Genomic DNA, 19703 nt, shown 5'->3' with positions numbered 1-19703 from the left:
TGTTGAGTAGCCGACATGCAGCTCCCCTCCATCGCCCTCCCGAGGTGGAAGCTCGTCGCGACCATTGCGATACTGTCGACGGGTCTTGCAATGCTCTCGGGTGCGGCCGGTCTCGGCAATGTGATTGCACCGATTTCGATCATCCTCGGCTGGTTTATTCTGGCCCCGCTCGTCGCCCTGTTGGGTTCGAAGTTACCGATGATCGAGCCACCGGAGACCGACTCCGATCTGGATGAATCCGAGACCACTACGGCCCCGGAGTCGACGGTGGACCCCGTTGATCATCTCAGAGAACGCTACGCTCGCGGTGAACTGACGGACAGCGAGTTCGAGCAGCGACTGGACCGCTTGCTGGAGACAGAGTCCCTTTCGGCGAACAACGAACCCGTGGATAGCGAGCGCGGTCGTGAGCTCAATCTCGAAACCGAATGAACCCCCTCCAACGGCGGTTGACTTCTCTCCGTTAGGGTACGACTGGTGGGACCCGCTCTCAGCGACTACATTTTTGCGACACTATCCCACTGTTACCGTCAGCAGGTGGCACATATTCTCGACTGTCGGGCGATATCTCTGCGGTCAGAGCGCCCGCTCCATCTCCATCTCCACGCGCTCTTTGGCGATGGTCTCGAAGCCGACCGACTCGTACAGCGCTCGGGCGACGTGGTTCGTGTTCGAGACGGAGAGCCAGACGCGGTCGAGCCCGTTTTCCTGTCCGTAGCCAAGGAGTACGCGAATGAGCTGTGAGCCGATCCCGGCGTGCTGGTAGTCCGGATGGACGAAAATCGCCAGTTCCGAGGTGTCCTGATACGGAACGAGGACGGCGTGGCCGACGGCTTGTTCTTCGTGCCAGACAACGACGTTCAGACCGTTTTCGACAAGGTTTGGCAGCCAGTCGCGGATGTCCGCTTCGGTCCGGGGTGGGACCCCCTGTGATCGGGAATCGGGCCCGAAGTCAGCATACATCTCCACCAGTGGGTCGATGTCGCCGTCATAGTCCTCGATTGTCACCGTCCGCCCGTCGTGGTCGGTGACCGTTTCGGGCGGGCGGGGGAAGTCGTGATCCGCCGCGGCGGCATTGGACATACTCCCTTCTTTGTCCTCAGGACGCCTAAGTTCGTCTATCCTTCCCAGCAATTGAGATTCGGGCGAGACAAGTGGCTCGCAGTCGAGAAATCGGTATGCGCGCCTATCGAGTGGCCTACGACGGCCGACCGTATCACGGGTTCCAGCGCCAGCCCGATGTCGACACTGTCGAGGGGCGACTGCGCTCGGCGCTCGTCCGCCTCGGCGTCTGCGAGCGGGGCGACGGCCTGCCGGAGCGGTACGCGGCTGCCGGCCGGACCGACGCCGGCGTGTCCGCGCGGTCACAGACCGTGGCCTTCGACGCGCCGCCGTGGCTCTCACCGACGGCGTTCAACGGCGAACTCCCGGCTGCCGTTCGCGTGTGGGCCAGCGCCGATGTCCCCGACAGCTTCCACGCGACCCACGACGCCGCCGAACGCACATACACCTACTATCTGTACGCGCCGACGGACACAGACCGGCCCGGACGCGACCCCGTCGACGACACGCGGTGGGCCGACATTGTCGACGCGCTCGCTGGTACCCACGACTACCACAATCTCACGTCCGACGACACCGGCACTGAGCGGACCGTCGATATCGACTGGACGCGGGACGGGCAGTTCCTCGTCGTCAAGTTCACGGCTGGTGGATTCTGCCGCCAGCTGGTCCGTCGGCTCGTCTCGCTTGCGTCGGCTGTTGCGGATGGGTCGGCCCCGCTGTCGAAGGTCGACCGTGTCCTCTCGCCGGAGCCCGTAAGCGGCCCTGACGGGGTCCCACCGGCCCCACCCGAACCGCTGGTACTGACTGATGTCTGCTACCCGGACGTGACCTTCACCCGGGACGAGGACGCCGCCGCAGATGCGCGGACGGTCTTCGAGCACCGACGCGCGAACGCCCGAACAACTGCGCGGGTGGCCGGCCACATCACCGACGGGCTGTAGTTCCCCGTCGCTGAAACGAAGGCTTACTTCGGCCCCGTTCCAAGAGCGGGCTATGAGTTCGGTACCCGCACGGAGCGACATCGACGAGGCGTACAAGTGGGACCTCGACTCCCTCTATGCCAGTGACGAGGACTGGGAAGCCGCCTACGAGGAGGCAGAGGCGCTAATCGAGGACCTGTCCGCCTACGAGGGGCGGGCCACCGAGGACGCCGCGACCCTGCTAGAGACACTAGAGACCTACGAGGAACTGATGCGGACGGTGTCGAACGTCGCCGCCTACGCCCGGATGCGCCGGGACGAGGACACGACCGACGACACCTATCAGGCGCTGACCGCTCGCTCGCAGTCCCTCTCCTCGGAGGCCAGTTCGGCCGCCTCGTTCCTCGACCCGGAACTGCAGGACTTGGACTACGACGACATCGAGGCCATGATCGACGAGGAGCCGGGGCTGGAACCGTACGAGCACTACTTCGACGACGTGCTCCGGATGAAAGACCACACCCGCTCGGCCGAGGTAGAGAACCTGCTTGCCGAACTCGGCGAGGTCACCGGCGCGCCCGGCGAGGTGTACAACATGCTGGCCAACGCCGACATGGAGTTCCCGACCGTCGAGGACCCCGACGGCGACCAGCAGCCGATCACGCTCAACAACTTCACGACGCTGCAGAAACACCCCGACCGCGACTTCCGCCAGCGCGTCTACGAGGCCTTCTACGACGAGTGGGGGACCGTCCGAAATGCGGTTGGGACGGCCTACAAGAACGCCGTCAAGACGGACGTGAAGATGGCCAGCGCCCGGAACTACGACACCGCCCGCGAGGCCGCGCTTGACGGCCCCAACGTCCCCGTCGAGGTGTACGATACGCTCGTCGACACCGTCCACGACAACCTCGACACGTTGCACCGCCACGCCGACCTCAAGCGCCAGTCTATCGGGGCCGACGACCTCCGTATGTGGGACCTCTACGTCCCGCTCGTCCAAGAGGAATCCCCCGAAATCGAGTACGAACAGGCCTGCGAGTACGTCACCGAGGCCGTTGCCCCGCTGGGCGAGGACTACCAGTCCCGGCTCGCTGAAGGGCTGGACTCTCGCTGGGTCGACGTCTACGAAACCGAGCACAAGCAATCGGGCGCGTACTCCGGTGGCACCTACGACTCCCAGCCGTTCATTCTGATGAACTACCAAGACGACGTGGAGTCGATGTACACGCTGGCTCACGAACTCGGCCACTCGATGCATTCCGAGTACACCAGCGAGGAGCAGCCCTTCGTCTACTCCGGCTACGAGATATTCGTCGCCGAGGTCGCAAGCACCGTCAACGAGACGCTGCTGACCCACCACCTGCTGGACACTGTCGAGGACGCTACCCTGCGCCGACACATCCTCAACGAGTACCTCGAACGGTTCCGGTCGACTCTCTATCGGCAGACGATGTTTGCCGAGTTCGAGCACCGGACCCACGAGATGTCAGAGGCCGGCGAGCCGCTGACGCCGGACCGGCTAGACGACCTCTACGCCGACCTCAAGGGCGACTACTACGAGCCGGCAGTGCTAGACGACCGCATCGCCCGCGAGTGGATGCGTATTCCACACTTCTACCGGGCCTTTTACGTCTACCAGTATGCGACCGGCATCTCGGCGGCCGTCGCGCTCGTCGATGGTATCCTCGAAGAGGGCGAACCAGCCGCACAGCGGTACATCGACTTCCTCCGGAGCGGGTCGCGCCAGTATCCACTGGAACTGCTTCGCGACGCTGGTGTCGATATGGCCAGCCCGGACCCGGTTGAGTCCGCCCTTTCGACGTACGGTGAGTACCTCGACGAGTTCGCCGAGCTGCTGTAGGCTGGCCAGTCGCTATCTGTCTGGCTGTGTGTCCCCTGTCTAACCGAACGCTACAGCCCCGTCTCGACACGGATAACCCTTTCACCCCCTGTGACCCGAAGGCACTTTGTGTCTCAACCGTATAGTACCGACCATCCAAATGTCGCGCAGTCCCTCGCTTCCGGAACGACCACGGTTGGAACTTGATCCCGATATGACGCCTGACGAGCGTCTGGAGGCACTCCGGGAACATTTCAAGGAGATAGTACAGGTCAACGAACAGCTGACCGAGCAACTGGACGCCGCCCGTGACCGACAGCACGACCTCACGGACGAGGTCGACCAGTTGGAACGGGAAAACGAGACGCTCAAGACCTCGTCGCTGTACATCGCGACGGCCGAGGAGCTGACCGACGACGGCGTTGTCGTCAAACAGCACGGCAACAATCAGGAAGTCCTGACCGAAGTCTCGCCGTCTATCCGTGACAATCTGGAGGCCGGTGACCGCGTCGCGATCAACGACTCCTTCGGCGTCAAGCAGATTCTCGACCCAGAGACCGACGCTCGCGCGCAGGCGATGCAGGTCGACGGCTCGCCCGATGTTTCATACTCGGACATCGGCGGCCTCGAAGAGCAGATCCGCGAGGTCAGGGAGGCCGTCGAGGAGCCGCTCGTCAACGCCGACCAGTTCCGCGAGGTCGGTATCGAACCGCCGAGCGGCGTCCTGCTACACGGGCCGCCCGGCACCGGGAAAACGATGCTGGCGAAGGCCGTCGCCAACGAGACCGACGCGACGTTCATCAAGATGGCCGGCTCCGAACTGGTCCGGAAGTTCATCGGCGAGGGGGCGCGACTGGTCCGGGACCTGTTCGAACTCGCCGCCGAGCGCGAACCGGCTATCATCTTCATCGACGAAATCGACGCTATCGCGGCTAAGCGAACGGAATCAAAGACTTCGGGCGACGCCGAGGTCCAGCGGACGATGATGCAACTGCTGTCGGAGATGGACGGCTTCGACGAGCGCGGCGAAATCCGCATCATCGCGGCGACGAACCGCTTCGACATGCTCGACCGCGCCATCCTCCGTCCCGGCCGCTTCGACCGCCTCATCGAAGTCCCGAACCCCGACGTTGCGGGCCGCGAGCGCATCCTCGAAATCCACACGCAGGAGATGAACCTCGACGACGACGTGGATCTGGGTGCGTTTGCCACCGAGACCGACGGCCTCTCCGGCGCGGAACTGGCGTCACTGGCGACCGAAGCCGGCATGTTCGCCATCCGCGACGGCCGAACGACGGTCCAGCAGTCGGACCTCCACGACGCTCTAGAGAAGATCGAAGCCGACGACGACGCAAGTAGCGTGCCGGTCGCGTTCGCGTAGCGTCGGCACGGAAAGGCGATTTTAGAGGACTTACGGGACGGCCAGTAGATTGTCGACCACGATGACGTTGGCCTGTTCGAACACCCTCCGCATCTCGTCGCTCAGCGACACGTCTGTGATGAGCATATCAACGTCGTCGACAGTCGCGAACTCTCTGAAGCTCTGACTGTCCAGTTTGCTGCCGTCAGCCACTAGGATGACGTGTCGACCGCCTTCACAGAGCAGTGTCTTGATGCGCGCTTCGTCTTCGTTCGAGACGGAGAGGCCGCCGTCGCTCTGGACCGCGTCAGTTTCGAGAAACACGATGTCGAAGTTCGTCTTCCGGAGGTACGACTCGGCACTGGGTCCGACAAGCGCGTCCGATGTCTGGCGCAGCGAGTCGCCGACGACCTTGACTTCGCCGCAGGTCTTGCGAAGTTCGAATGCGCTTTCCGGTGAGTTCGTCGCGGCGAGCAGCGACACCTGCTCCGGGATCGCTTTCGCCACTTCGCGTGCTGTCGGCCCCGTATCGAAGAAGACGGCGTCGCCGTCACTCAGCTCGTCGACGGCCCGCTCAGCGATTGCCTGCTTCCCGCTCGGGTTGTCGATACTATCGGCTGTGCTGGACCCGTTGGCCTCTTCTTTCGACGCCGGGAGGGCACCGCCGTGAAACCGTTCGATGAGCCCGTCCTCCGCAAGCGAGGAGAGGTCTCGCCGGATTGTCGCCTCGGAGACGCCGAACTCTTCGGTGAGCTCTTCGACCGTGACCCGATCTGATTTGTTTACTTGTCGAACGATTTCCTTCCGTCGTTCATCAGGTATCATGTTCTATTACAGCAGGCCCAGACCCTACGAGTGAGTGTGGCCTCCGACTGATGTATTCTAGTTGGTGTCATCACTCTCGATAGAATCGGCCCCGTTCTCAGGGCCGGCGTCGCAGTCTAGTGATTTGCGAGATTGCTCGATGGCGTTCAGTGGTATATCACTTCGTATGCAGACGTTCATGAAAAACTCTCTCCTAATACTATTCGCTGAAGACGCCAAACAGCGTCGCAACGACCGTCCCGACACTGCTAACGATTGCACCGCCGTAGACGCCGGTCGCGTAGTTGACTGCTGCCAGCCCTGCTAATCCGAATGCAACTCCGAACGCGAGCAGGCCGGCGGGTGTCATTCTGTCGGTAATTCCAGTTGCCATCGTCAGATTGTCGCCTGCTGTTCGATCTTCGCATCGTACGTCAGTGATTCGCCCGTGGCTGGGTCGAAGTACTGGAGCGAGTCCCTGTCGAACCGGAGGTTCACCGAATCGCCCATCTCGACCGTCGTGTCCGGGTCGACCGCGGCCTTGATGCTCTGGCCGGTGTCGAGTTCGAGTTCGAGCACGGTCTTTTCGCCCTGCGGTTCGACGACTTCCACCGCCGCCGGGTGGACGTTCGCCGGGACGCCGTCCTGATTGAGTGCAATGTTCTCCGGGCGGATGCCCAGCGTCACCCGGTCGCCGAGATACGGTTCGAGCGCGTCGGTGAACTCGTCGGGGACGTTGTGGATCGCGCCGCCGAGGTCCAGTTCGAACTTGCCGGCAGAGGACTCTTCGAGCGTGCCTTCGAGGAAGTTCATGCTTGGCGAGCCGAGGAACCCGGCGACGAACATGTTTCGCGGGTTCGAGTACACGTGTGTCGGTTCGCCGACCTGCTGGATTTGGCCGTTGTCCATGACCGCGATCTGGTCGGCCAGCGTCATCGCCTCTACTTGGTCGTGGGTGACGTAGACCGTCGTCGTCGACAGTTCCTCGTGGAGTTTGTTCAGTTCGGCGCGCATCTGGACGCGGAGCTTCGCGTCGAGATTCGACAGCGGTTCGTCCATCAGGAACACTGCGGGGTCGCGAACGATTGCGCGGCCGAGCGCCACCCGTTGTTGCTGTCCGCCGGACAGTTCCGATGGTCGGCGCTCCAGCAGCTCTTCGATCTGTAACAGCTCCGCGGTCTCCTGTACCCGTTCGGTGATGATCTCCTCATCCGTGTCGTGTTGCTCCAGCCCGAACCGCATATTGTCTCGCACCGTCTTGTGCGGATACAGCGCGTAGTTCTGGAACACCATCGCGATGTCGCGCTCGTACGCGCGGGCGTCGTTGACGATGTTCTCGCCGATGCGGATTTCGCCGTCGGTCGCCCGTTCGAGTCCCGCGATGAGGCGCAGGGTCGTGGTCTTGCCACATCCTGACGGGCCGACGAGGACGGTGAAGCTTTCGTCGGGGATGTCGAGTGAGATGCCGTCGACTGCGGTGACGTCGTCGAATTCCTTTACGAGGTCGGTGAGTTCTACGTGTGCCATAGTTAGTTACTCCTTGACTGCTCCTTGTGTGAGTCCGCTCACGATGTACTGCTGGAAGAACAGGCCGAACAGGATGCCGGGCAACGCGGCGATCATGCCGCCGGCTGCAAGGTGTGCCCAGTCCACGAAGTCGTCAGCCACGAACAGCGAGACGGCAATCGGCAGCGTCTGGGCCTGTTCCGAGGACGTGAGAACGAGCGCGAAGACGAACTCGTTCCACGAGAAAATAAAGGCGAGGATGGCGGTGGCTGCGATGCCCGGCTTCGCCATCGGCAGGATTATTTTGACGAACCCCTCCCAGCGGGAACAGCCGTCGATTCGGGCCTGTTCGTCCAACGATTCGGGGATGCCGTCGAAGTAGTTCTTCATGATCCAGACGGCAAACGGGAGGTTGAAGAACGTGTACGTGAGGATAAGCGTGATACGCGTATCGTACAGACTTCCGGTGAACCCGCCGATGAGCGGTGGGTTCGACATAATCTGGAAGAACGGAACGATGAGCGCGATGGGGGGAATCATCCGCGCCCCGACAATCGACAGCAGCAGCGACTTGTTCCCCATGAAGTCAAAGCGGGAGAAACTGTACCCGGTAACCGTCCCCAAGGTGATACAGATGAGCGTCGTCGTCGTCGCGACAATCATGCTGTTGAAGGTGTAGCTGTCGAACGGTCGGTTCGTGAAGATGTCGACGTAGTTCTGTGCCGTCGGGTTCTGTGGAAGGAACGTGATCGGTAGCGACAACACTTCACTCGACGGTTTGATGCTCGTGATGAAGATGTAGTAGATCGGGAACCAGATGATGAGGACGTACGCGGCAAGCAGTCCGTAGGCCAGCAGTCGCTCGCGGGCGACGGACGGCCACTCGTTCTGTGTCTCCAGTCCCAGCGACCGACGCAGTCGGTTGAGTGGTGATTTCTTCGTGCTCATGCTTCGTAGGGTGATTCGCCGAATATCTTGTACAGACTGGCCACGATGGCGAAGGTCACGGCCAGCAGGACGACTCCGAGCGCAGCGCCGGAGCCGGGTTCGTTGAACACCTGTGCGGTCCGGTACAGCCACGAGGCCCACACTTCAGTCGACTTCCCGGGGCCGCCTTGGGTCATCACCCAGACTAGGTCCAGTGCTCGGATGTCGAAGATGATACGGATGGTCAGTGCGACCAGTATCGACGGTTTCAGGAACGGATACGTGACGTTCCAGAACCGGGACCACCGACTCGCGCCGTCGACTTCGGCGGCGTCGTACAGTTGCTCGGGGACGTTCTGGAGGCCCGCGAGCAGGATGATGATAATGAAGGGAGTGAACACCCAGACGTCGGCGATGATAAGCGCCATCATCGCGAGTGCGCCGTCCGAGAGGAACGGAATGTTCCCCGAGATGATTCCGAGTCGTTGGAGTGCGCCGTTGATTGCGCCGAAATCGGACTGGAACATCCAGCGCCACATCAGTCCGCTCATCACGTACGGGAGAATCCACGGGACGATGACCGCCGTTCGGAACCAGCCCCGCCCTTTCAGGTCCTTATCGAGCAACAGCGCGATGCCCAGCCCCAGCAGGAACGAAATAGAGACGCTGAAACCGACGTAAATGACCGTATTTGTCGTGATCGAAACGAAACTGGGGTTGAACACGCCGAGAGCGGCCTCGCTCCCTTCACGCGCGAAAATCAACCGCCGGAAGTTCCGCAGGCCGACAAACTCCATCTCGTTCGTTATCGGGTTCCGGAACTGGAGGCTGCTGAAAAGCAACTTCGCAGTCGGATAGACGATTATGGCGGCGATCCACAGCAGCGTCGGCCCGACAGTTAACGGGACGAACAGTTTGTCGAGTTTGCGACGCAGTGGGCTCTTTTCGATTGACATAATATGTGAATATTGAGCCGCGTCGATCAGAGCAGGCCGATATCCTGATAGAGGCGCTCGATGTTGTTGTAGGCGTCGTTGAGTGCTGCCTCAGGGTCCTTGTTCCCGAGCAGCGCCGGCGTGAGCTGTTCGTTCAGGTAGTCGTCGACCTGTGGCTGTGCCATGTAGGTCTCGCTCTGTGCGTTTTCGAGGTTGAACCGCATATCTTCGAGCAGCCATGACGGGTACTCGCTCTGGACCTCGTCGTCTTCGTACACCTCGGGGACGACAGCTGGGTTCCCCTCGACGAGCATGTTGTTCTTCGACGACGCGCGGGTCGTCATGAAGCGGGCGAACTCCTTGGCCGCGTCCTTGCGCTCTGAGAACGCGGAGACGCTGATGCCGTTCGTGTCTTGGAAGGTTGCGCGGCTCTCCGGCCCCTTCGGCGGCTTGGCACTGCCGATGCGGTTCTCGTCCCATTCGTCGATGGCGCGTGCCCCGAGCGGCGTCCAGGACTCGACGGTCGCGTACTGGCCGGCGATGAAGTTGTCACCGATACCGCCCTCACCCAGACTGGACATTCCGTCAGGTGTGATGCCGCGCTCGCGGAGTCCGTTGAAGAACTCCAGCACTTCCATACCCTCCTCGACGAACACGGGCTCGTAGCTGTCGTTGAACAGTTGGCCGCCTGCTTGATAGAGGAACTGCTTGAAACTGAACACCGACTTGCCGGACCACGTGAACGCGAAGCCGGACTTCTCGCCCTGTGAGAGCTGCTCGCCTTGGCTAAGCACCTCGTCCCACGTGTCCGGCGGCGCGTCGAAGCCCTGTTCGTTCAGGTACTGCTGGTCGTAGAGGTAGCTCCCCCACTTCCCGAACTCGGGAGCCATGTAGGTCTGCCCGTCGAACTGGACGAGATCGGTCAGTGCGCTGGGGAACTTCCCCATGTGGTCACTCCCGAGACCGAGCGGTTCGAGCCAGTCGGAGCTGACGAAGTCGGCCAGCCACCATGTCGGTCCGTTGAACGCGTCGACGGTGCTGTCTTGGTTCCGCCAAATCGTCGTCAGACTGGTCTTGAGGTTGCTCCACGGGACCTCGTTGACCTCCACGGAGATGCCCGTCTCCTCCTCGAACCGCTCGATGTTGGCTTCCGTTCCGGGGTCGAACTCCAACGACCCTGCGTTGTAAAACACGATTTCGTCTGCCATTGTCTCCGAGCCCGTCCCGGTCGTGGCACCGTCTGCACTCTCTCCGTCGGAGCTCTCGCCGCCGGAGCTACCATCCGTACTTGAATTGGAGTCGCCGCTGCAGCCAGCGAGCGCTGCTGTCCCGATGACACCGGCGCTTTTAATAAACGTTCGACGAGTGCGCTTTGAGTTTTCCTGCATACAAACGCTCACGAGACAGCCATGGATTATAAATTATGGGGGTAATTAAAAATGAAGAATCATCTCATAAGAAGTAAAATAGGCGGCTGAGAACTATTTTGAAAGATTGTAGGCGATTTTGAGACACTAAGAACACTCATATACTATAATTTATGTATAAAAACACTCACTTTCCTGTGATTGATTTCAATCACAAATCTGAATTTGGGTGCGTTTTGAACGACCCGTTCACCGAATCGTGCAGACTCACCGACCGGACTGAGTCGGACTTCAGTCACTCGGTATCGAGATGCCCGACGTTTGTCTTGGCCCGCATGGCCCGCCCGATTTAAGCCACCCGGCCCGGTATCGGTGTGCGTGACAGAACGCGGACGGACGCGGCGAGCGTTTCTGGGGACGCTCGCGGCGACGACGGTCGGGTCGGTCGCGGGGTGTCAGTCGCAGTTCGATCCGCTCGCATCGACGGCCTTGGACGAACACGCCGCGACGCAGTTCCGGCGGGGGCTCCTGAACCATGGGTATCAGGACGCCTCGATTCCGGACGCTGTCGAACGGGTCTGGGAACTATCGACCAATCGCGGGGACCACACTGCGGCAAAGGGAAGTCCCGTGCTGGCACCGACGGGTGACCTGATTCTGGCGGACGATACCGGCCGCGTGCGAGCCATCGCACCGGACGGCGACATCCAGTGGTCGACGGCGATTACGCAGGCGACGCGCGGGAGCCACGGGACGCCGGCCATCGCCAACGACACCATCTACATCGGGGCCTACGACGGCGCGCTGTCGGCGCTGGACCTCGAAACCGGGAAGCGGCGCTGGCGGACGGAACTGGGCGATGCCATCGGCGCGAGTCCGACCTACTACAACGGATCGTTGTACGTCGCTGTCGAGCACGCCGCCCCGAGCGGGAGTGTCGTCGCCGTCAACGCCGCCACCGGGGACGTGCAGTGGCGCGACAGTCGGCCGACCGACCACCCTCATTCGACAGTGGCACTGGACCGCGAACACGGTCGCCTGCTGTTTGGCTCCAACGACGGCTACTGCTACGCGTGGTCGTTCCCGGGCCTAGAGCGGGTCTGGCGCTACGACACCGCTGGCGACGTGAAGTCCCCTATCGCCGTCGCTGACGGGACCGCTATCGTCCCGTCGTGGGCCGAGACAGTCACCGGCGTCGACGTAACTGACGGCACAGAACAGTGGACGTTCGAGGCCGACGCCGACGTGATGTGCGCGCCGGCGGTCCACGACGGCACTGTCTACGTCGGGAGCCACGACGACCGAGTGTACGCAATCGACCTCGCCAGCGGCGAGGAACAGTGGCGGTACGACACCGGCGGCTGGATTATCGGGAGCGTCGTCGCCACTCGGGACCACGTACTCGTCGGGTCTTACGACGGCCGACTGTACGCACTGGAGCGGGACACCGGTGCGGTAGCGTGGACCACGGAAAACCGCGGCCACGTGACGAGCGCGCCACTGGTGACCGCTGACGGTATCTACTACGCGGAGCGTGCAGTCGGCGGCGACCCGAACCGACCGGGGATGCTGTACAAACTCACCCCGACGTAGCGAAACGAAACCCCTTACCCCGCGGACCGTCGACTGTCGGCTATGAGTACCATCCGGGTCGTATGGGGGACTGCGACCGGCCCGACTGCGCTGGCCGCGTACGACGCGGCACTCGCCGAGGCGGGCGTCCACAACTACAACCTCATCTCGCTCTCGTCGGTCATCCCCGATGGACCGGCCATCGAGGTGACCGGGACAGCGCCGGATCTGGGGCCGCCCGGCGAAGCGCTGGAGGTCGTCCAGTCTTCGGCGACTGTCCCGCCGGGCGAGCGCGGTGCGGCGGGTATCGGCTGGGCCCGTAGCGAGGACGGGCCGGGTATCTTCTACGAGGTCGACGGGACCAGCGAGGACGCGGTTCGGATGGAAATCCGCGAGGGACTGGCCGCTGGCCGGGACCTTCGGGACTGGGAGTTCGTCGAGGAGAACGTGTCCGTCGAGTCGGCGTCCGATGACGCCGAGTACGCCAGCGCTGTCGTCCTTGCTACGTACGGCGAGAGCCACCCCGTCGTGTAAGCCACGCGCTTCGACCAGTCCCGGACAGATGTGTGCTGGCCCACGGGTTTTTAGTCCTCCCCCGCATAGAAACAGAGAACGTTCATGTACGGTAATACGTCGTTTGGTGGGGAGACGGAAGAAGTGACGCTGACCACGGAACAGCGCGAGGAACTCCGACGGGACCTCTCAAGCGTCGCCGCCCGGACCCGCGAACTCCTGCCCGGCGAGTTCGTCGTCGGGTCAGAAATCAGCAACAGTACGACGGGGCCGCGGGCCACAATTGCTGTCCAGCCCCCCGTCGGGTCGGTCGTCAGCGCCGACTACACGCCCGAGGACCCGGAAAGCGCGAGCATCTCCGATGCCGAACGCGACGACCTCGCGCAGGGCATCGCCGCCTCCGCCGCCCTGCAGGTCAAGCAGGTGATGGGCGACGACACGTCGCCGACAGCGCAGTAACAGTCGCCGCTCTCAGTTTTCGTCGGTATCGTTCGGTGATCGCTGACTGCCGAGATCAGGCGTGGCCACCGCTGGAGACTGGCGGATTATAGAACAGCGCATAGCCGATGGAGCCGCTGGCCGGGAGACTGCCGGCACTCAGCGCAGTCACGAAGCTAACGGACGTGACAACCGCGCCGAGGAACGCCAGCAGCATTGAGAGGGCAATACTGGCGAGCACGAGGTCGGGCATCGACGGCGGGCCGGACATTCGTGTCTCTACAGAGACATGCCTACTAATTAAATATTATTACTCGCACAAACGGTGCACTGATACCCGCCTACTTCCCCCAGAAGGGGTCGCGGTTTCGGTGCTTCTCCAGATACATCGACAGCGCCTCGCGCTCGTCGACGGAGATGTCTTCTTTGAGTTCCTGCTCCAGAATCTTCGCGTGCTTCTCCGGGATTTCGACCCAGAGGTCGTCGCCTTCCTCGATCTGGCGGCCGACGGTCGGTCCCTGAATCGAGACGGCCATGCGCTCGCCGGCGCGGGCCGAGTCGACATCCTCTCCCTCGTCTTGAATCGTCTTGAGGGTCCCGACGCGGTTTGCCTCGCCGTTCTCCCATCTGACGACGTTGACGTTCCGGCGGAGTTCGCCCGAGAGGATTTCGACGCCGACGACGGCGGGGTCAGACTGGCGGAACGTGTGGTCCTGCAGAATCCGGAACTTCGCGGGTCGGGTGATGTTCTCCAGAATCTGCTCCTGCTGGGCCTCCTCGATGGCGGTGACGTGGTCGTCGTAGGACTCGACGAGCTGGTAGATAACGTCGTCTTCGAACAGCTCCACGTCCTCCTGTTCGGCGAGGTCGCGTGCGTCGTCGAGCACCTCGACGCTGAAGGCCAGAATCGCCTGATTCGTCGGCTCGCCAGCCGTCTCAGCGACCCGAACGTCCCGCGGCGCGACCGCGCCGACCTCGGCGCGCATGACCGGGATCTCTTCCTCTTCGAGCGTGCTGGAGAGCGCTTCCAGCGAGCCGAGCGTGTCGGCCTTGATGACGACCCCTTCTTCTTGGGTCGTCACCTCGATTTCTGCGAGTTCCTCCTCGACTTCGGCGATGACCTCGCTGCGGTCGCGGTCGCGGACGACGCGGATCGGTGCGCCGGCCATCGCGTCACCGAGGTCCGGAGCGGCGATTTTGACGCCGTCGGCGGCGGCGACCTGCTCGACCTGTTCGAACTCCTGTTCGGTCCGGATCTCTTCGAGCGGGCGGGGGCGAAGCAGCGCGCGCACGTCGGTGACGATCGACCCCTGCAGGCCGCCGACGACGATGGTGTCGTCGTTGCGGATGGTCCCGTCGTAGATGATTGCGTCGAGCGTTGTCCCGAACCCTTGGGTGTCTTTCACTTCGAGGACAGTCCCGACACCGGGGCCGGTGGTGTCGATCTCCATCTCCTCTTTCATGTACCGCTGGGACAGTCCCATCATCACGGTCAGTAGGTCCGGGATACCCTCGCTGGTCTCGGCCGAGACCGGCACGACGCCGATGTTGGCCTGGAAGTTCTGGACGCGCCAGTACATGTCCGCCGAGAAGCCGTTATCGGAGAGTTCGCCGATGATCTCGTACAGTTTCTCGTTGAGGTCGGACTGCACGCGGTCGGACTGGGCGTCCATCGTCTGCTGGACCGGCTGGCCCTCGTTGGGGTTCCAGCCCGGAACCGTATCGATCTTGTTCGCGGCGACGATAAACGGCGTCTGCGTTCGCTTGAGTATGTCGATGGCCTCCAGCGTCTGTGGCTGGAAGCCGTCGTTGACGTCGACGACGAGGATGGCGATGTCGGCGAGCGCGCCACCCCGGGAGCGAAGCGTCGAGAAGGAGTGGTGGCCCGGCGTGTCGATGAACAGCAGGCCCGGCAGGTCGAAGTCTGTCGGGTCGACGAGATCACCGGCAATCTCCGAAATTACGTCCAGTGGGACGGCTGTCGCGCCGATGTGCTGGGTGATCGCGCCCGATTCGCCGGCGGTGACGGCCGACCCGCGGATCTTGTCGAGCAGGCTTGTCTTCCCGTGGTCGACGTGGCCCAGAACGGCGACGATGGGCGTCCGCAGGGTGTCGTCGGTGGCTGTGGTGGGGTCCGTGTCAGACATAAATGACTCCAGAAGTTGTCAGAACCGAGTCGGCGGTGGCAGTTAAGTTCGTCGTCATGGGACGCACATGACCGAGCGCGGGGCTAAGCGGGCATCACTCGGTTACAGTGAACGACCCCGTCATGCCGACGCTCTGGTGGGGGACACAGTGGTACTCGTACTCGCCGACGGCCTCGAACGTATAGGCGTACTCGTATCCCGAACTGTACGTCGTTCCCTCATCTCCGGGCGTCCCCGACCAGTCGCTGTCTTCCGGCGTCGCGGTCGGTTTGACGTTGTGGCCGCCGGCTTCCCAGACCCACAGCACGGTGCTTCTGACCGGGACTTCGAACGATTCCGGCTCGAAACTGAAGCTTCCCGGCGCGACGGCGACTTGCTGGTCGGCATCGACTGGCGTTCCGGTGGGTGTCGGTGTGGCAGTCGGTGTCGGCGTTTCGGTCGGAGTGGCCGTCTCCGCTGGTGCCGTCACCGAGTCAGTCGGTGTCGCTGTCGCAGTACGGGTCGGTGCTCGCGTCGTGGTGGCTGTCTCTGTTTGGGTCGACCCACCGCTATCGCCACCACTACAGCCCGCAACGACTCCGGTGACGGCGGCCGTGAGTGTGCCGAGAAACTGACGCCTGTTCCGGTCCATGCGTACCTGTTGGGGGCCTGTCGCTTAGGGCTGCTGCCTGCTGTGAATGGACCGATCCCAGTCACGGGACGGCTCTACCGGTGGTTTCAGCAGTTGTTGACGCATGGTCTCTATCCGTGGCCGTCGCCGTCGGCGACCACTGTTCTCTCGCCGGACATCCCCGTGGCGTTTATGTAACCTCGTTCGGAACAAGGGGGTATGGCTGCAATACTCGCAGAAAACCTGTCGGGGAAAGACGTGATGGGGACTGACGGCGCGGAGATCGGCAGTCTCTACAACATCACGATGGACTTCTCCTCGGGCGCGCTGCACAACCTCGTCATCGACCCCGCGGAGTCGCTCCGCAACACGAACTTCGAGTACAGCGACCAAGGCCGCCTGCTTGTCCCGGTTGAGCGGGTCAAGGCGGTGAAAGACCACATGATCGTCAAACGCTAGATGTACGTTCTTGACTCTTCGGCATTTATCAACGAGTATCACACTGACGAGCAGATAGCGACGATTCCACTCGTCAGAGAGGAACTGGAGGACGAGGCAGCCTACCGCTTCGACGCCCTCGAAGGCTCGGGGATGCACCTTCACATTCCAGAGGACAACACCGTCGAGCGCATCGAGCGCGCCGCCAGCGAAACCGGCGACCTCGCGGAGCTCTCGGAAACCGATATCCGGCTGATTGCGGCCGCGTTCGAACTCGACAGCCGACTCGTCACTGACGACTACGCGATGCAAAACGTCGCGGAGAAACTCGACGTGGCGGTCGAAGTCATCGCCCGCGAGGGAATCTCAGAACAGCGCGAGTGGCTGTTCCAGTGTGCTGGCTGTGGGCGTGAGTTCGACGAGAACCGCGACCGCTGTCCTATCTGCGGTAGCTCGCTATCGCGGAAAAACCCAGCTTAAACGGTCTGTTCGTCCCGGGCTTCGAGCCCGAGATCGACCAGCTGTGACAGTACTTCTTCCTCCGTGATGCCGTAGCGCCGCGCAAGCGTTTCGATAATCCGCGCTTGGTCGTCATCACAGACGATGGTGAACCGCCGGCCCATGCCATCGCCTACAGCGGTAGTTCGCATAAATACCCGTCAGACAGCAGTCAGACGGCTCAAATTGCCGGATTTCCTGTAATCTCGATGTACAATGTGAGGAACTGAATTGCGTTGAACGCTCCGTGAATAAAGATCGGAACGAGGAGATTCTCAGTCTTGAGATAGCTCAGGCCCAGCAGCGTCGAGAGGACGAACACCAGCAGCAGGGAGAGGACAGTCTGTGTCGGCGTCCCGGCAGCGTACTGCCCGAAGTGGACGACGCCGAAGACGGCGCTGGTGAGCACGATTGCCCGAATCTCGCTGAAATCGTCGTAGAGGTACTTCTGAATGATATTCCGGTAGATGAACTCCTCGCTTGGCGCGATAGTGAGAAACGCCAGTGGAATCATCACGAGCAGGAACGACGGGTCCTCGCGGGCCAGTTCTTCGACGCTGCTCCGGGCGGCTTCGAGGCCGAGGGCCTGAATGATGTAACTGAAACCAAAGAGCGCGACCATGAGGACGACGACGCCGCCGACGCTGTAGCCGATGTCGCGGAGTCCGGGTCGACGGAGGTCGAGGTCGTCCCAGCTCCGACCTAGCCGGCCGGCGACGGCTGCTCCGAAGCCGACGAAGCCGACACCGATACCGATAGTGAGCGTGACGTATGCCGGCCCGGTGACGGTCCCGCCGTCAAGCGCCCCGGCGCTGACGAGCCCCGCAAGCGCGGCTCCGAGCACGACGAACTGGGCAAACAGCGTGCCGACGAGAAAGCCGGCCAGACCGATGCCAGTCGCGACCGAGAGCGCTCTGGCGACCGTGTACAGCCGGTCGTTCGGGACGCCAGTCGAAAGCGCCCAGCCCAGCGCGACCGTCACGCCCCCGGCCAGCACTGTGAGATACACGGCGATTCCGACGGTCGCCTCGACGCCGGGACGGAACTCAGGTCCGAAGAAAGCGACGAGCGTCGCGAGCATCGCGATGGCGCTTGCTCCGACCGCGCCGAGACCTGCCTGCCGTCGGTCGAGAGCGCCGTGACGGACAAGTGAGAAGGCAAGCGCGGCGATGACGAACCCGGCGGCAGCGATCTGTCGAGCGGTGACCGGGCCGACCGTCGTCCCCGGTGTCATCCAGCTAACGACGCCGGTTTCCGTGGCGACGAGTACGACGAGACCGATGCCAGCGGCGAGGACACCCCAGTTCGCGGCAGTGTCGTCCATTATCGGCAGTCCGTTGTGCCGGCCTAAAGGGACTCCGTTTCACCGATCCGCAGCCGCTCACGGTCGTCGATAACTGCCGTCTCCTCGGTGTCTTCGCCGCGGATGAGCGCTCGCGTGGCGTTTTTGCCCCACTCGACGGCCGGCTGCGTAAACGTCTCCACCTCCGCGAGTTCGCCGACGAGGACGCAGGCGGCCTCCATCGCGTACAGCAGCTCGCCGAGGTTCTCGGCGTCGAGCCGGTCGATTTCCACTTCCAGCGCCGGCCGGTCGGCCGCGGGCAGGCTCGCCACTGTCGCCTCGTACTCCGCGTCGATGAGGCCGCCGAGGTCGGTCCCGGCGAGATACGACAGGTCCTCGTGGTCCGGGTCGGGAATCGCCACGTCGGCCCGCTCGCGCGGCCGGACGAACGTGACGACCTTGTCGCGGTGGCCGGCGCGGTACAGCTGGAGCTGGGAGTGCTGGTCAGTCGCGCCCAGCGCCCGCGCCGGTGTCTGGCCCCGGCCGTCCTTGCCCAGACTCTCGGCCCAGAGCTGTGCGAACCACTCGCCGAAGGACTCCAGTCGCTCGGCGTAGGGCATGACAGCGTTGACTATCGCGCCCTCCTCTTCGAGTGCATAGGCCATCGCGCCGTAGGCGTAGGCCGGCGAGTCGTACAGCGATGGTGCGAGGTCGTCGGCCGCTGCCCGGCCGCCGGCAAGCAGTCCCTCGATGTCGATGCCGAGGATAGCCGGCGGGACGAGCCCGACCGACGAGAGCGCGCTGAAACGGCCCGGGACGCCCTTCGGCACCGGCAGCGTCGGTAGGTCGTGCTGGTCGGCGAGCGCCCGGAGCGGGCCGGACTCGCCCGTCGTCACGACGATACGCTCGGTCCAGTCGACGCCGCGGTCCTCGTAGGCCTCGCGGACGACGAGGAAGTTCGCCAGCGTCTCCGCCGTCGTCCCCGAACGCGAGACGACGTTGATGGCTGTGTCGGCGAGCGAGAGGCCGTCGAGCGTCCGCCGGACGTGCTCCGGGTCGACGTTGTCCAGCACGACGTGACTGCCCGGGTCGTCGGCCAGCGCCTCGGTGATGGTTTTCGCCCCCAGCGCGGAGCCACCGATACCGACGGTGATGACCGACTCGGCGTCGGCGACCGGGGCGACAGCGTCCCGGATGGTCTCGGCGTCAGTTGCTTCGGGGAGGTTCAGCGACGCGTAGCCGAACTCGTCGTCGTCCCGCCCCTGTTCGATTCGGTCGTGGGCCGCGGCCACTCGGTCGTCTAGGTCATCGAGTGTCGCCCGTTCGACGCCCGGGTCGGCAGCACTGGCAAGCGCGGCTCCGATATCGACGTGCATACTGGTGGTGTCGGCGGGCGGGTACAAACAACTCCCGGAGGGCATGGCGGGCCGCGGAAGGAGTCCGCCGTCGCTACTGGCCGGACAACACCGCGCTTAACC

22 protein-coding genes are annotated in these 19703 nt (G+C 63.0%); 9 read left to right on the top strand and 13 right to left on the bottom strand.

Annotated features, from left to right (window positions below):
* Positions 1-15 precede the first annotated feature (15 nt).
* Complete coding sequence (locus Har1129_RS12715) at positions 16-432, top strand: SHOCT domain-containing protein (RefSeq protein WP_151101000.1); 417 nt, start codon at positions 16-18, stop codon at positions 430-432.
* Between the two features lie 144 nt (positions 433-576).
* Here the strand turns inward: Har1129_RS12715 and Har1129_RS12710 are convergent, their stop codons facing one another.
* Positions 577-1083 carry a GNAT family N-acetyltransferase gene (locus Har1129_RS12710; RefSeq protein ID WP_151100999.1) on the bottom strand — a complete coding sequence of 169 codons (507 nt, stop codon included), beginning with the start codon at positions 1081-1083 and terminating at the stop codon, positions 577-579.
* A gap of 95 nt (positions 1084-1178) precedes the next feature.
* On the opposite strand from Har1129_RS12710, the gene truA reads away from it, so the two are divergent.
* The 3 genes from truA to Har1129_RS12695 all read left to right on the top strand — a co-directional run bounded on the left by truA (position 1179) and on the right by Har1129_RS12695 (position 5209).
* A complete protein-coding gene (truA, locus tag Har1129_RS12705) occupies positions 1179-2006 on the top strand; it encodes a tRNA pseudouridine(38-40) synthase TruA (protein ID WP_151100998.1) in 828 nt (275 codons plus the stop codon).
* A 52-nt stretch (positions 2007-2058) separates the two neighbouring features.
* Positions 2059-3849, top strand: coding sequence for an oligoendopeptidase F (gene pepF, locus Har1129_RS12700; protein WP_151100997.1), 1791 nt, complete (start codon positions 2059-2061; stop codon positions 3847-3849).
* A 139-nt stretch (positions 3850-3988) separates the two neighbouring features.
* The gene (locus tag Har1129_RS12695) at positions 3989-5209 is read left to right on the top strand and encodes a proteasome-activating nucleotidase (protein WP_151100996.1); all 1221 of its coding nucleotides are present in this window, start codon (positions 3989-3991) and stop codon (positions 5207-5209) included.
* Positions 5210-5239: 30 nt separating this feature from the next.
* Here the strand turns inward: Har1129_RS12695 and glpR are convergent, their stop codons facing one another.
* From glpR to Har1129_RS12670, 6 genes are all read right to left on the bottom strand, one after another.
* On the bottom strand, positions 5240-6013 hold the full coding sequence (gene glpR, locus Har1129_RS12690) for an HTH-type transcriptional regulator GlpR (RefSeq protein WP_151100995.1): 774 nt from the start codon (positions 6011-6013) through the stop codon (positions 5240-5242).
* Between the two features lie 199 nt (positions 6014-6212).
* Positions 6213-6386 carry a hypothetical protein gene (locus Har1129_RS20620; RefSeq protein ID WP_191906165.1) on the bottom strand — a complete coding sequence of 58 codons (174 nt, stop codon included), beginning with the start codon at positions 6384-6386 and terminating at the stop codon, positions 6213-6215.
* Positions 6387-6388: 2 nt separating this feature from the next.
* Positions 6389-7519: an ABC transporter ATP-binding protein gene (locus Har1129_RS12685; protein WP_151100994.1), complete on the bottom strand. Its 1131-nt coding sequence runs from the start codon at positions 7517-7519 to the stop codon at positions 6389-6391.
* A gap of 6 nt (positions 7520-7525) precedes the next feature.
* Complete coding sequence (locus Har1129_RS12680; protein WP_151100993.1) at positions 7526-8446, bottom strand: carbohydrate ABC transporter permease; 921 nt, start codon at positions 8444-8446, stop codon at positions 7526-7528.
* Positions 8443-9381 carry a carbohydrate ABC transporter permease gene (locus Har1129_RS12675; protein WP_151100992.1) on the bottom strand — a complete coding sequence of 313 codons (939 nt, stop codon included), beginning with the start codon at positions 9379-9381 and terminating at the stop codon, positions 8443-8445. Before Har1129_RS12675 ends, Har1129_RS12680 begins: the two co-directional genes overlap by 4 nt.
* A gap of 26 nt (positions 9382-9407) precedes the next feature.
* Positions 9408-10748: an extracellular solute-binding protein gene (locus Har1129_RS12670; protein WP_151100991.1), complete on the bottom strand. Its 1341-nt coding sequence runs from the start codon at positions 10746-10748 to the stop codon at positions 9408-9410.
* Positions 10749-11105: 357 nt separating this feature from the next.
* Between Har1129_RS12670 and Har1129_RS12665 the strand changes: the two genes are divergently transcribed.
* The 3 genes from Har1129_RS12665 (at position 11106) to Har1129_RS12655 (ending at position 13271) form a co-directional block, all read left to right on the top strand.
* Positions 11106-12320 (top strand): PQQ-binding-like beta-propeller repeat protein, encoded by a 1215-nt coding sequence (locus Har1129_RS12665; protein ID WP_151100990.1) that lies wholly within the window; start codon positions 11106-11108, stop codon positions 12318-12320.
* Positions 12321-12362: 42 nt separating this feature from the next.
* Positions 12363-12833 (top strand): pyruvoyl-dependent arginine decarboxylase, encoded by a 471-nt coding sequence (locus tag Har1129_RS12660; protein WP_151100989.1) that lies wholly within the window; start codon positions 12363-12365, stop codon positions 12831-12833.
* An 84-nt stretch (positions 12834-12917) separates the two neighbouring features.
* A complete protein-coding gene (locus Har1129_RS12655; RefSeq protein WP_151100988.1) occupies positions 12918-13271 on the top strand; it encodes a DUF5811 family protein in 354 nt (117 codons plus the stop codon).
* A gap of 55 nt (positions 13272-13326) precedes the next feature.
* Here Har1129_RS12655 and Har1129_RS12650 read toward each other — a convergent pair whose 3' ends face one another.
* The 3 genes from Har1129_RS12650 to Har1129_RS12640 all read right to left on the bottom strand — a co-directional run bounded on the left by Har1129_RS12650 (position 13327) and on the right by Har1129_RS12640 (position 16028).
* Positions 13327-13521, bottom strand: a complete 195-nt coding sequence (locus Har1129_RS12650; protein WP_151100987.1) for a hypothetical protein — start codon at positions 13519-13521, stop codon at positions 13327-13329.
* 70 nt (positions 13522-13591) lie between these two features.
* Entirely contained in the window at positions 13592-15397 is a 1806-nt protein-coding gene (gene infB, locus Har1129_RS12645; RefSeq protein ID WP_151100986.1) for a translation initiation factor IF-2, read from the bottom strand.
* Positions 15398-15491: 94 nt separating this feature from the next.
* Positions 15492-16028, bottom strand: coding sequence for a plastocyanin/azurin family copper-binding protein (locus Har1129_RS12640; protein WP_151100985.1), 537 nt, complete (start codon positions 16026-16028; stop codon positions 15492-15494).
* Positions 16029-16226: 198 nt separating this feature from the next.
* On the opposite strand from Har1129_RS12640, the gene Har1129_RS12635 reads away from it, so the two are divergent.
* Both Har1129_RS12635 and Har1129_RS12630 read left to right on the top strand, forming a co-directional pair.
* On the top strand, positions 16227-16466 hold the full coding sequence (locus Har1129_RS12635; RefSeq protein WP_004518435.1) for a PRC-barrel domain-containing protein: 240 nt from the start codon (positions 16227-16229) through the stop codon (positions 16464-16466).
* Positions 16467-16925 carry an NOB1 family endonuclease gene (locus Har1129_RS12630; protein ID WP_004518436.1) on the top strand — a complete coding sequence of 153 codons (459 nt, stop codon included), beginning with the start codon at positions 16467-16469 and terminating at the stop codon, positions 16923-16925.
* On the opposite strand, the gene Har1129_RS12625 is transcribed toward Har1129_RS12630, so the two are convergent.
* The 3 genes from Har1129_RS12625 to Har1129_RS12615 are packed head-to-tail and all read right to left on the bottom strand — an operon-like array spanning position 16922 to position 19601.
* Positions 16922-17068: a CopG family transcriptional regulator gene (locus Har1129_RS12625; RefSeq protein WP_151100984.1), complete on the bottom strand. Its 147-nt coding sequence runs from the start codon at positions 17066-17068 to the stop codon at positions 16922-16924. The two genes, Har1129_RS12630 and Har1129_RS12625, sit on opposite strands and share 4 nt — an antisense overlap.
* A gap of 56 nt (positions 17069-17124) precedes the next feature.
* Complete coding sequence (locus Har1129_RS12620; RefSeq protein WP_151100983.1) at positions 17125-18267, bottom strand: CPBP family intramembrane glutamic endopeptidase; 1143 nt, start codon at positions 18265-18267, stop codon at positions 17125-17127.
* A gap of 23 nt (positions 18268-18290) precedes the next feature.
* On the bottom strand, positions 18291-19601 hold the full coding sequence (locus tag Har1129_RS12615; protein WP_151100982.1) for a glucose-6-phosphate isomerase: 1311 nt from the start codon (positions 19599-19601) through the stop codon (positions 18291-18293).
* Positions 19602-19703 lie beyond the last annotated feature (102 nt).

The organism is Haloarcula sp. CBA1129, from assembly GCF_008729015.1.
GTDB lineage: Archaea > Halobacteriota > Halobacteria > Halobacteriales > Haloarculaceae > Haloarcula.
Note: the sequence above shows the minus strand (reverse complement) of the source record. Positions and strands in the feature narration are given on the sequence as shown.

Coding starts and splice junctions, on each gene's coding strand:
- Har1129_RS12715 (WP_151101000.1), top strand. CDS start 16: ATGCAGCTCCCCTCCATCGCCCTCCCGAGGTGGAAGCTCGTCGCGACC.
- Har1129_RS12710 (WP_151100999.1), bottom strand. CDS start 1,083: ATGTCCAATGCCGCCGCGGCGGATCACGACTTCCCCCGCCCGCCCGAA.
- truA (WP_151100998.1), top strand. CDS start 1,179: ATGCGCGCCTATCGAGTGGCCTACGACGGCCGACCGTATCACGGGTTC.
- pepF (WP_151100997.1), top strand. CDS start 2,059: ATGAGTTCGGTACCCGCACGGAGCGACATCGACGAGGCGTACAAGTGG.
- Har1129_RS12695 (WP_151100996.1), top strand. CDS start 3,989: ATGTCGCGCAGTCCCTCGCTTCCGGAACGACCACGGTTGGAACTTGAT.
- glpR (WP_151100995.1), bottom strand. CDS start 6,013: ATGATACCTGATGAACGACGGAAGGAAATCGTTCGACAAGTAAACAAA.
- Har1129_RS20620 (WP_191906165.1), bottom strand. CDS start 6,386: ATGGCAACTGGAATTACCGACAGAATGACACCCGCCGGCCTGCTCGCG.
- Har1129_RS12685 (WP_151100994.1), bottom strand. CDS start 7,519: ATGGCACACGTAGAACTCACCGACCTCGTAAAGGAATTCGACGACGTC.
- Har1129_RS12680 (WP_151100993.1), bottom strand. CDS start 8,446: ATGAGCACGAAGAAATCACCACTCAACCGACTGCGTCGGTCGCTGGGA.
- Har1129_RS12675 (WP_151100992.1), bottom strand. CDS start 9,381: ATGTCAATCGAAAAGAGCCCACTGCGTCGCAAACTCGACAAACTGTTC.
- Har1129_RS12670 (WP_151100991.1), bottom strand. CDS start 10,748: ATGCAGGAAAACTCAAAGCGCACTCGTCGAACGTTTATTAAAAGCGCC.
- Har1129_RS12660 (WP_151100989.1), top strand. CDS start 12,363: ATGAGTACCATCCGGGTCGTATGGGGGACTGCGACCGGCCCGACTGCG.
- Har1129_RS12655 (WP_151100988.1), top strand. CDS start 12,918: ATGTACGGTAATACGTCGTTTGGTGGGGAGACGGAAGAAGTGACGCTG.
- Har1129_RS12650 (WP_151100987.1), bottom strand. CDS start 13,521: ATGTCCGGCCCGCCGTCGATGCCCGACCTCGTGCTCGCCAGTATTGCC.
- infB (WP_151100986.1), bottom strand. CDS start 15,397: ATGTCTGACACGGACCCCACCACAGCCACCGACGACACCCTGCGGACG.
- Har1129_RS12640 (WP_151100985.1), bottom strand. CDS start 16,028: ATGGACCGGAACAGGCGTCAGTTTCTCGGCACACTCACGGCCGCCGTC.
- Har1129_RS12635 (WP_004518435.1), top strand. CDS start 16,227: ATGGCTGCAATACTCGCAGAAAACCTGTCGGGGAAAGACGTGATGGGG.
- Har1129_RS12630 (WP_004518436.1), top strand. CDS start 16,467: ATGTACGTTCTTGACTCTTCGGCATTTATCAACGAGTATCACACTGAC.
- Har1129_RS12625 (WP_151100984.1), bottom strand. CDS start 17,068: ATGGGCCGGCGGTTCACCATCGTCTGTGATGACGACCAAGCGCGGATT.
- Har1129_RS12620 (WP_151100983.1), bottom strand. CDS start 18,267: ATGGACGACACTGCCGCGAACTGGGGTGTCCTCGCCGCTGGCATCGGT.
- Har1129_RS12615 (WP_151100982.1), bottom strand. CDS start 19,601: ATGCACGTCGATATCGGAGCCGCGCTTGCCAGTGCTGCCGACCCGGGC.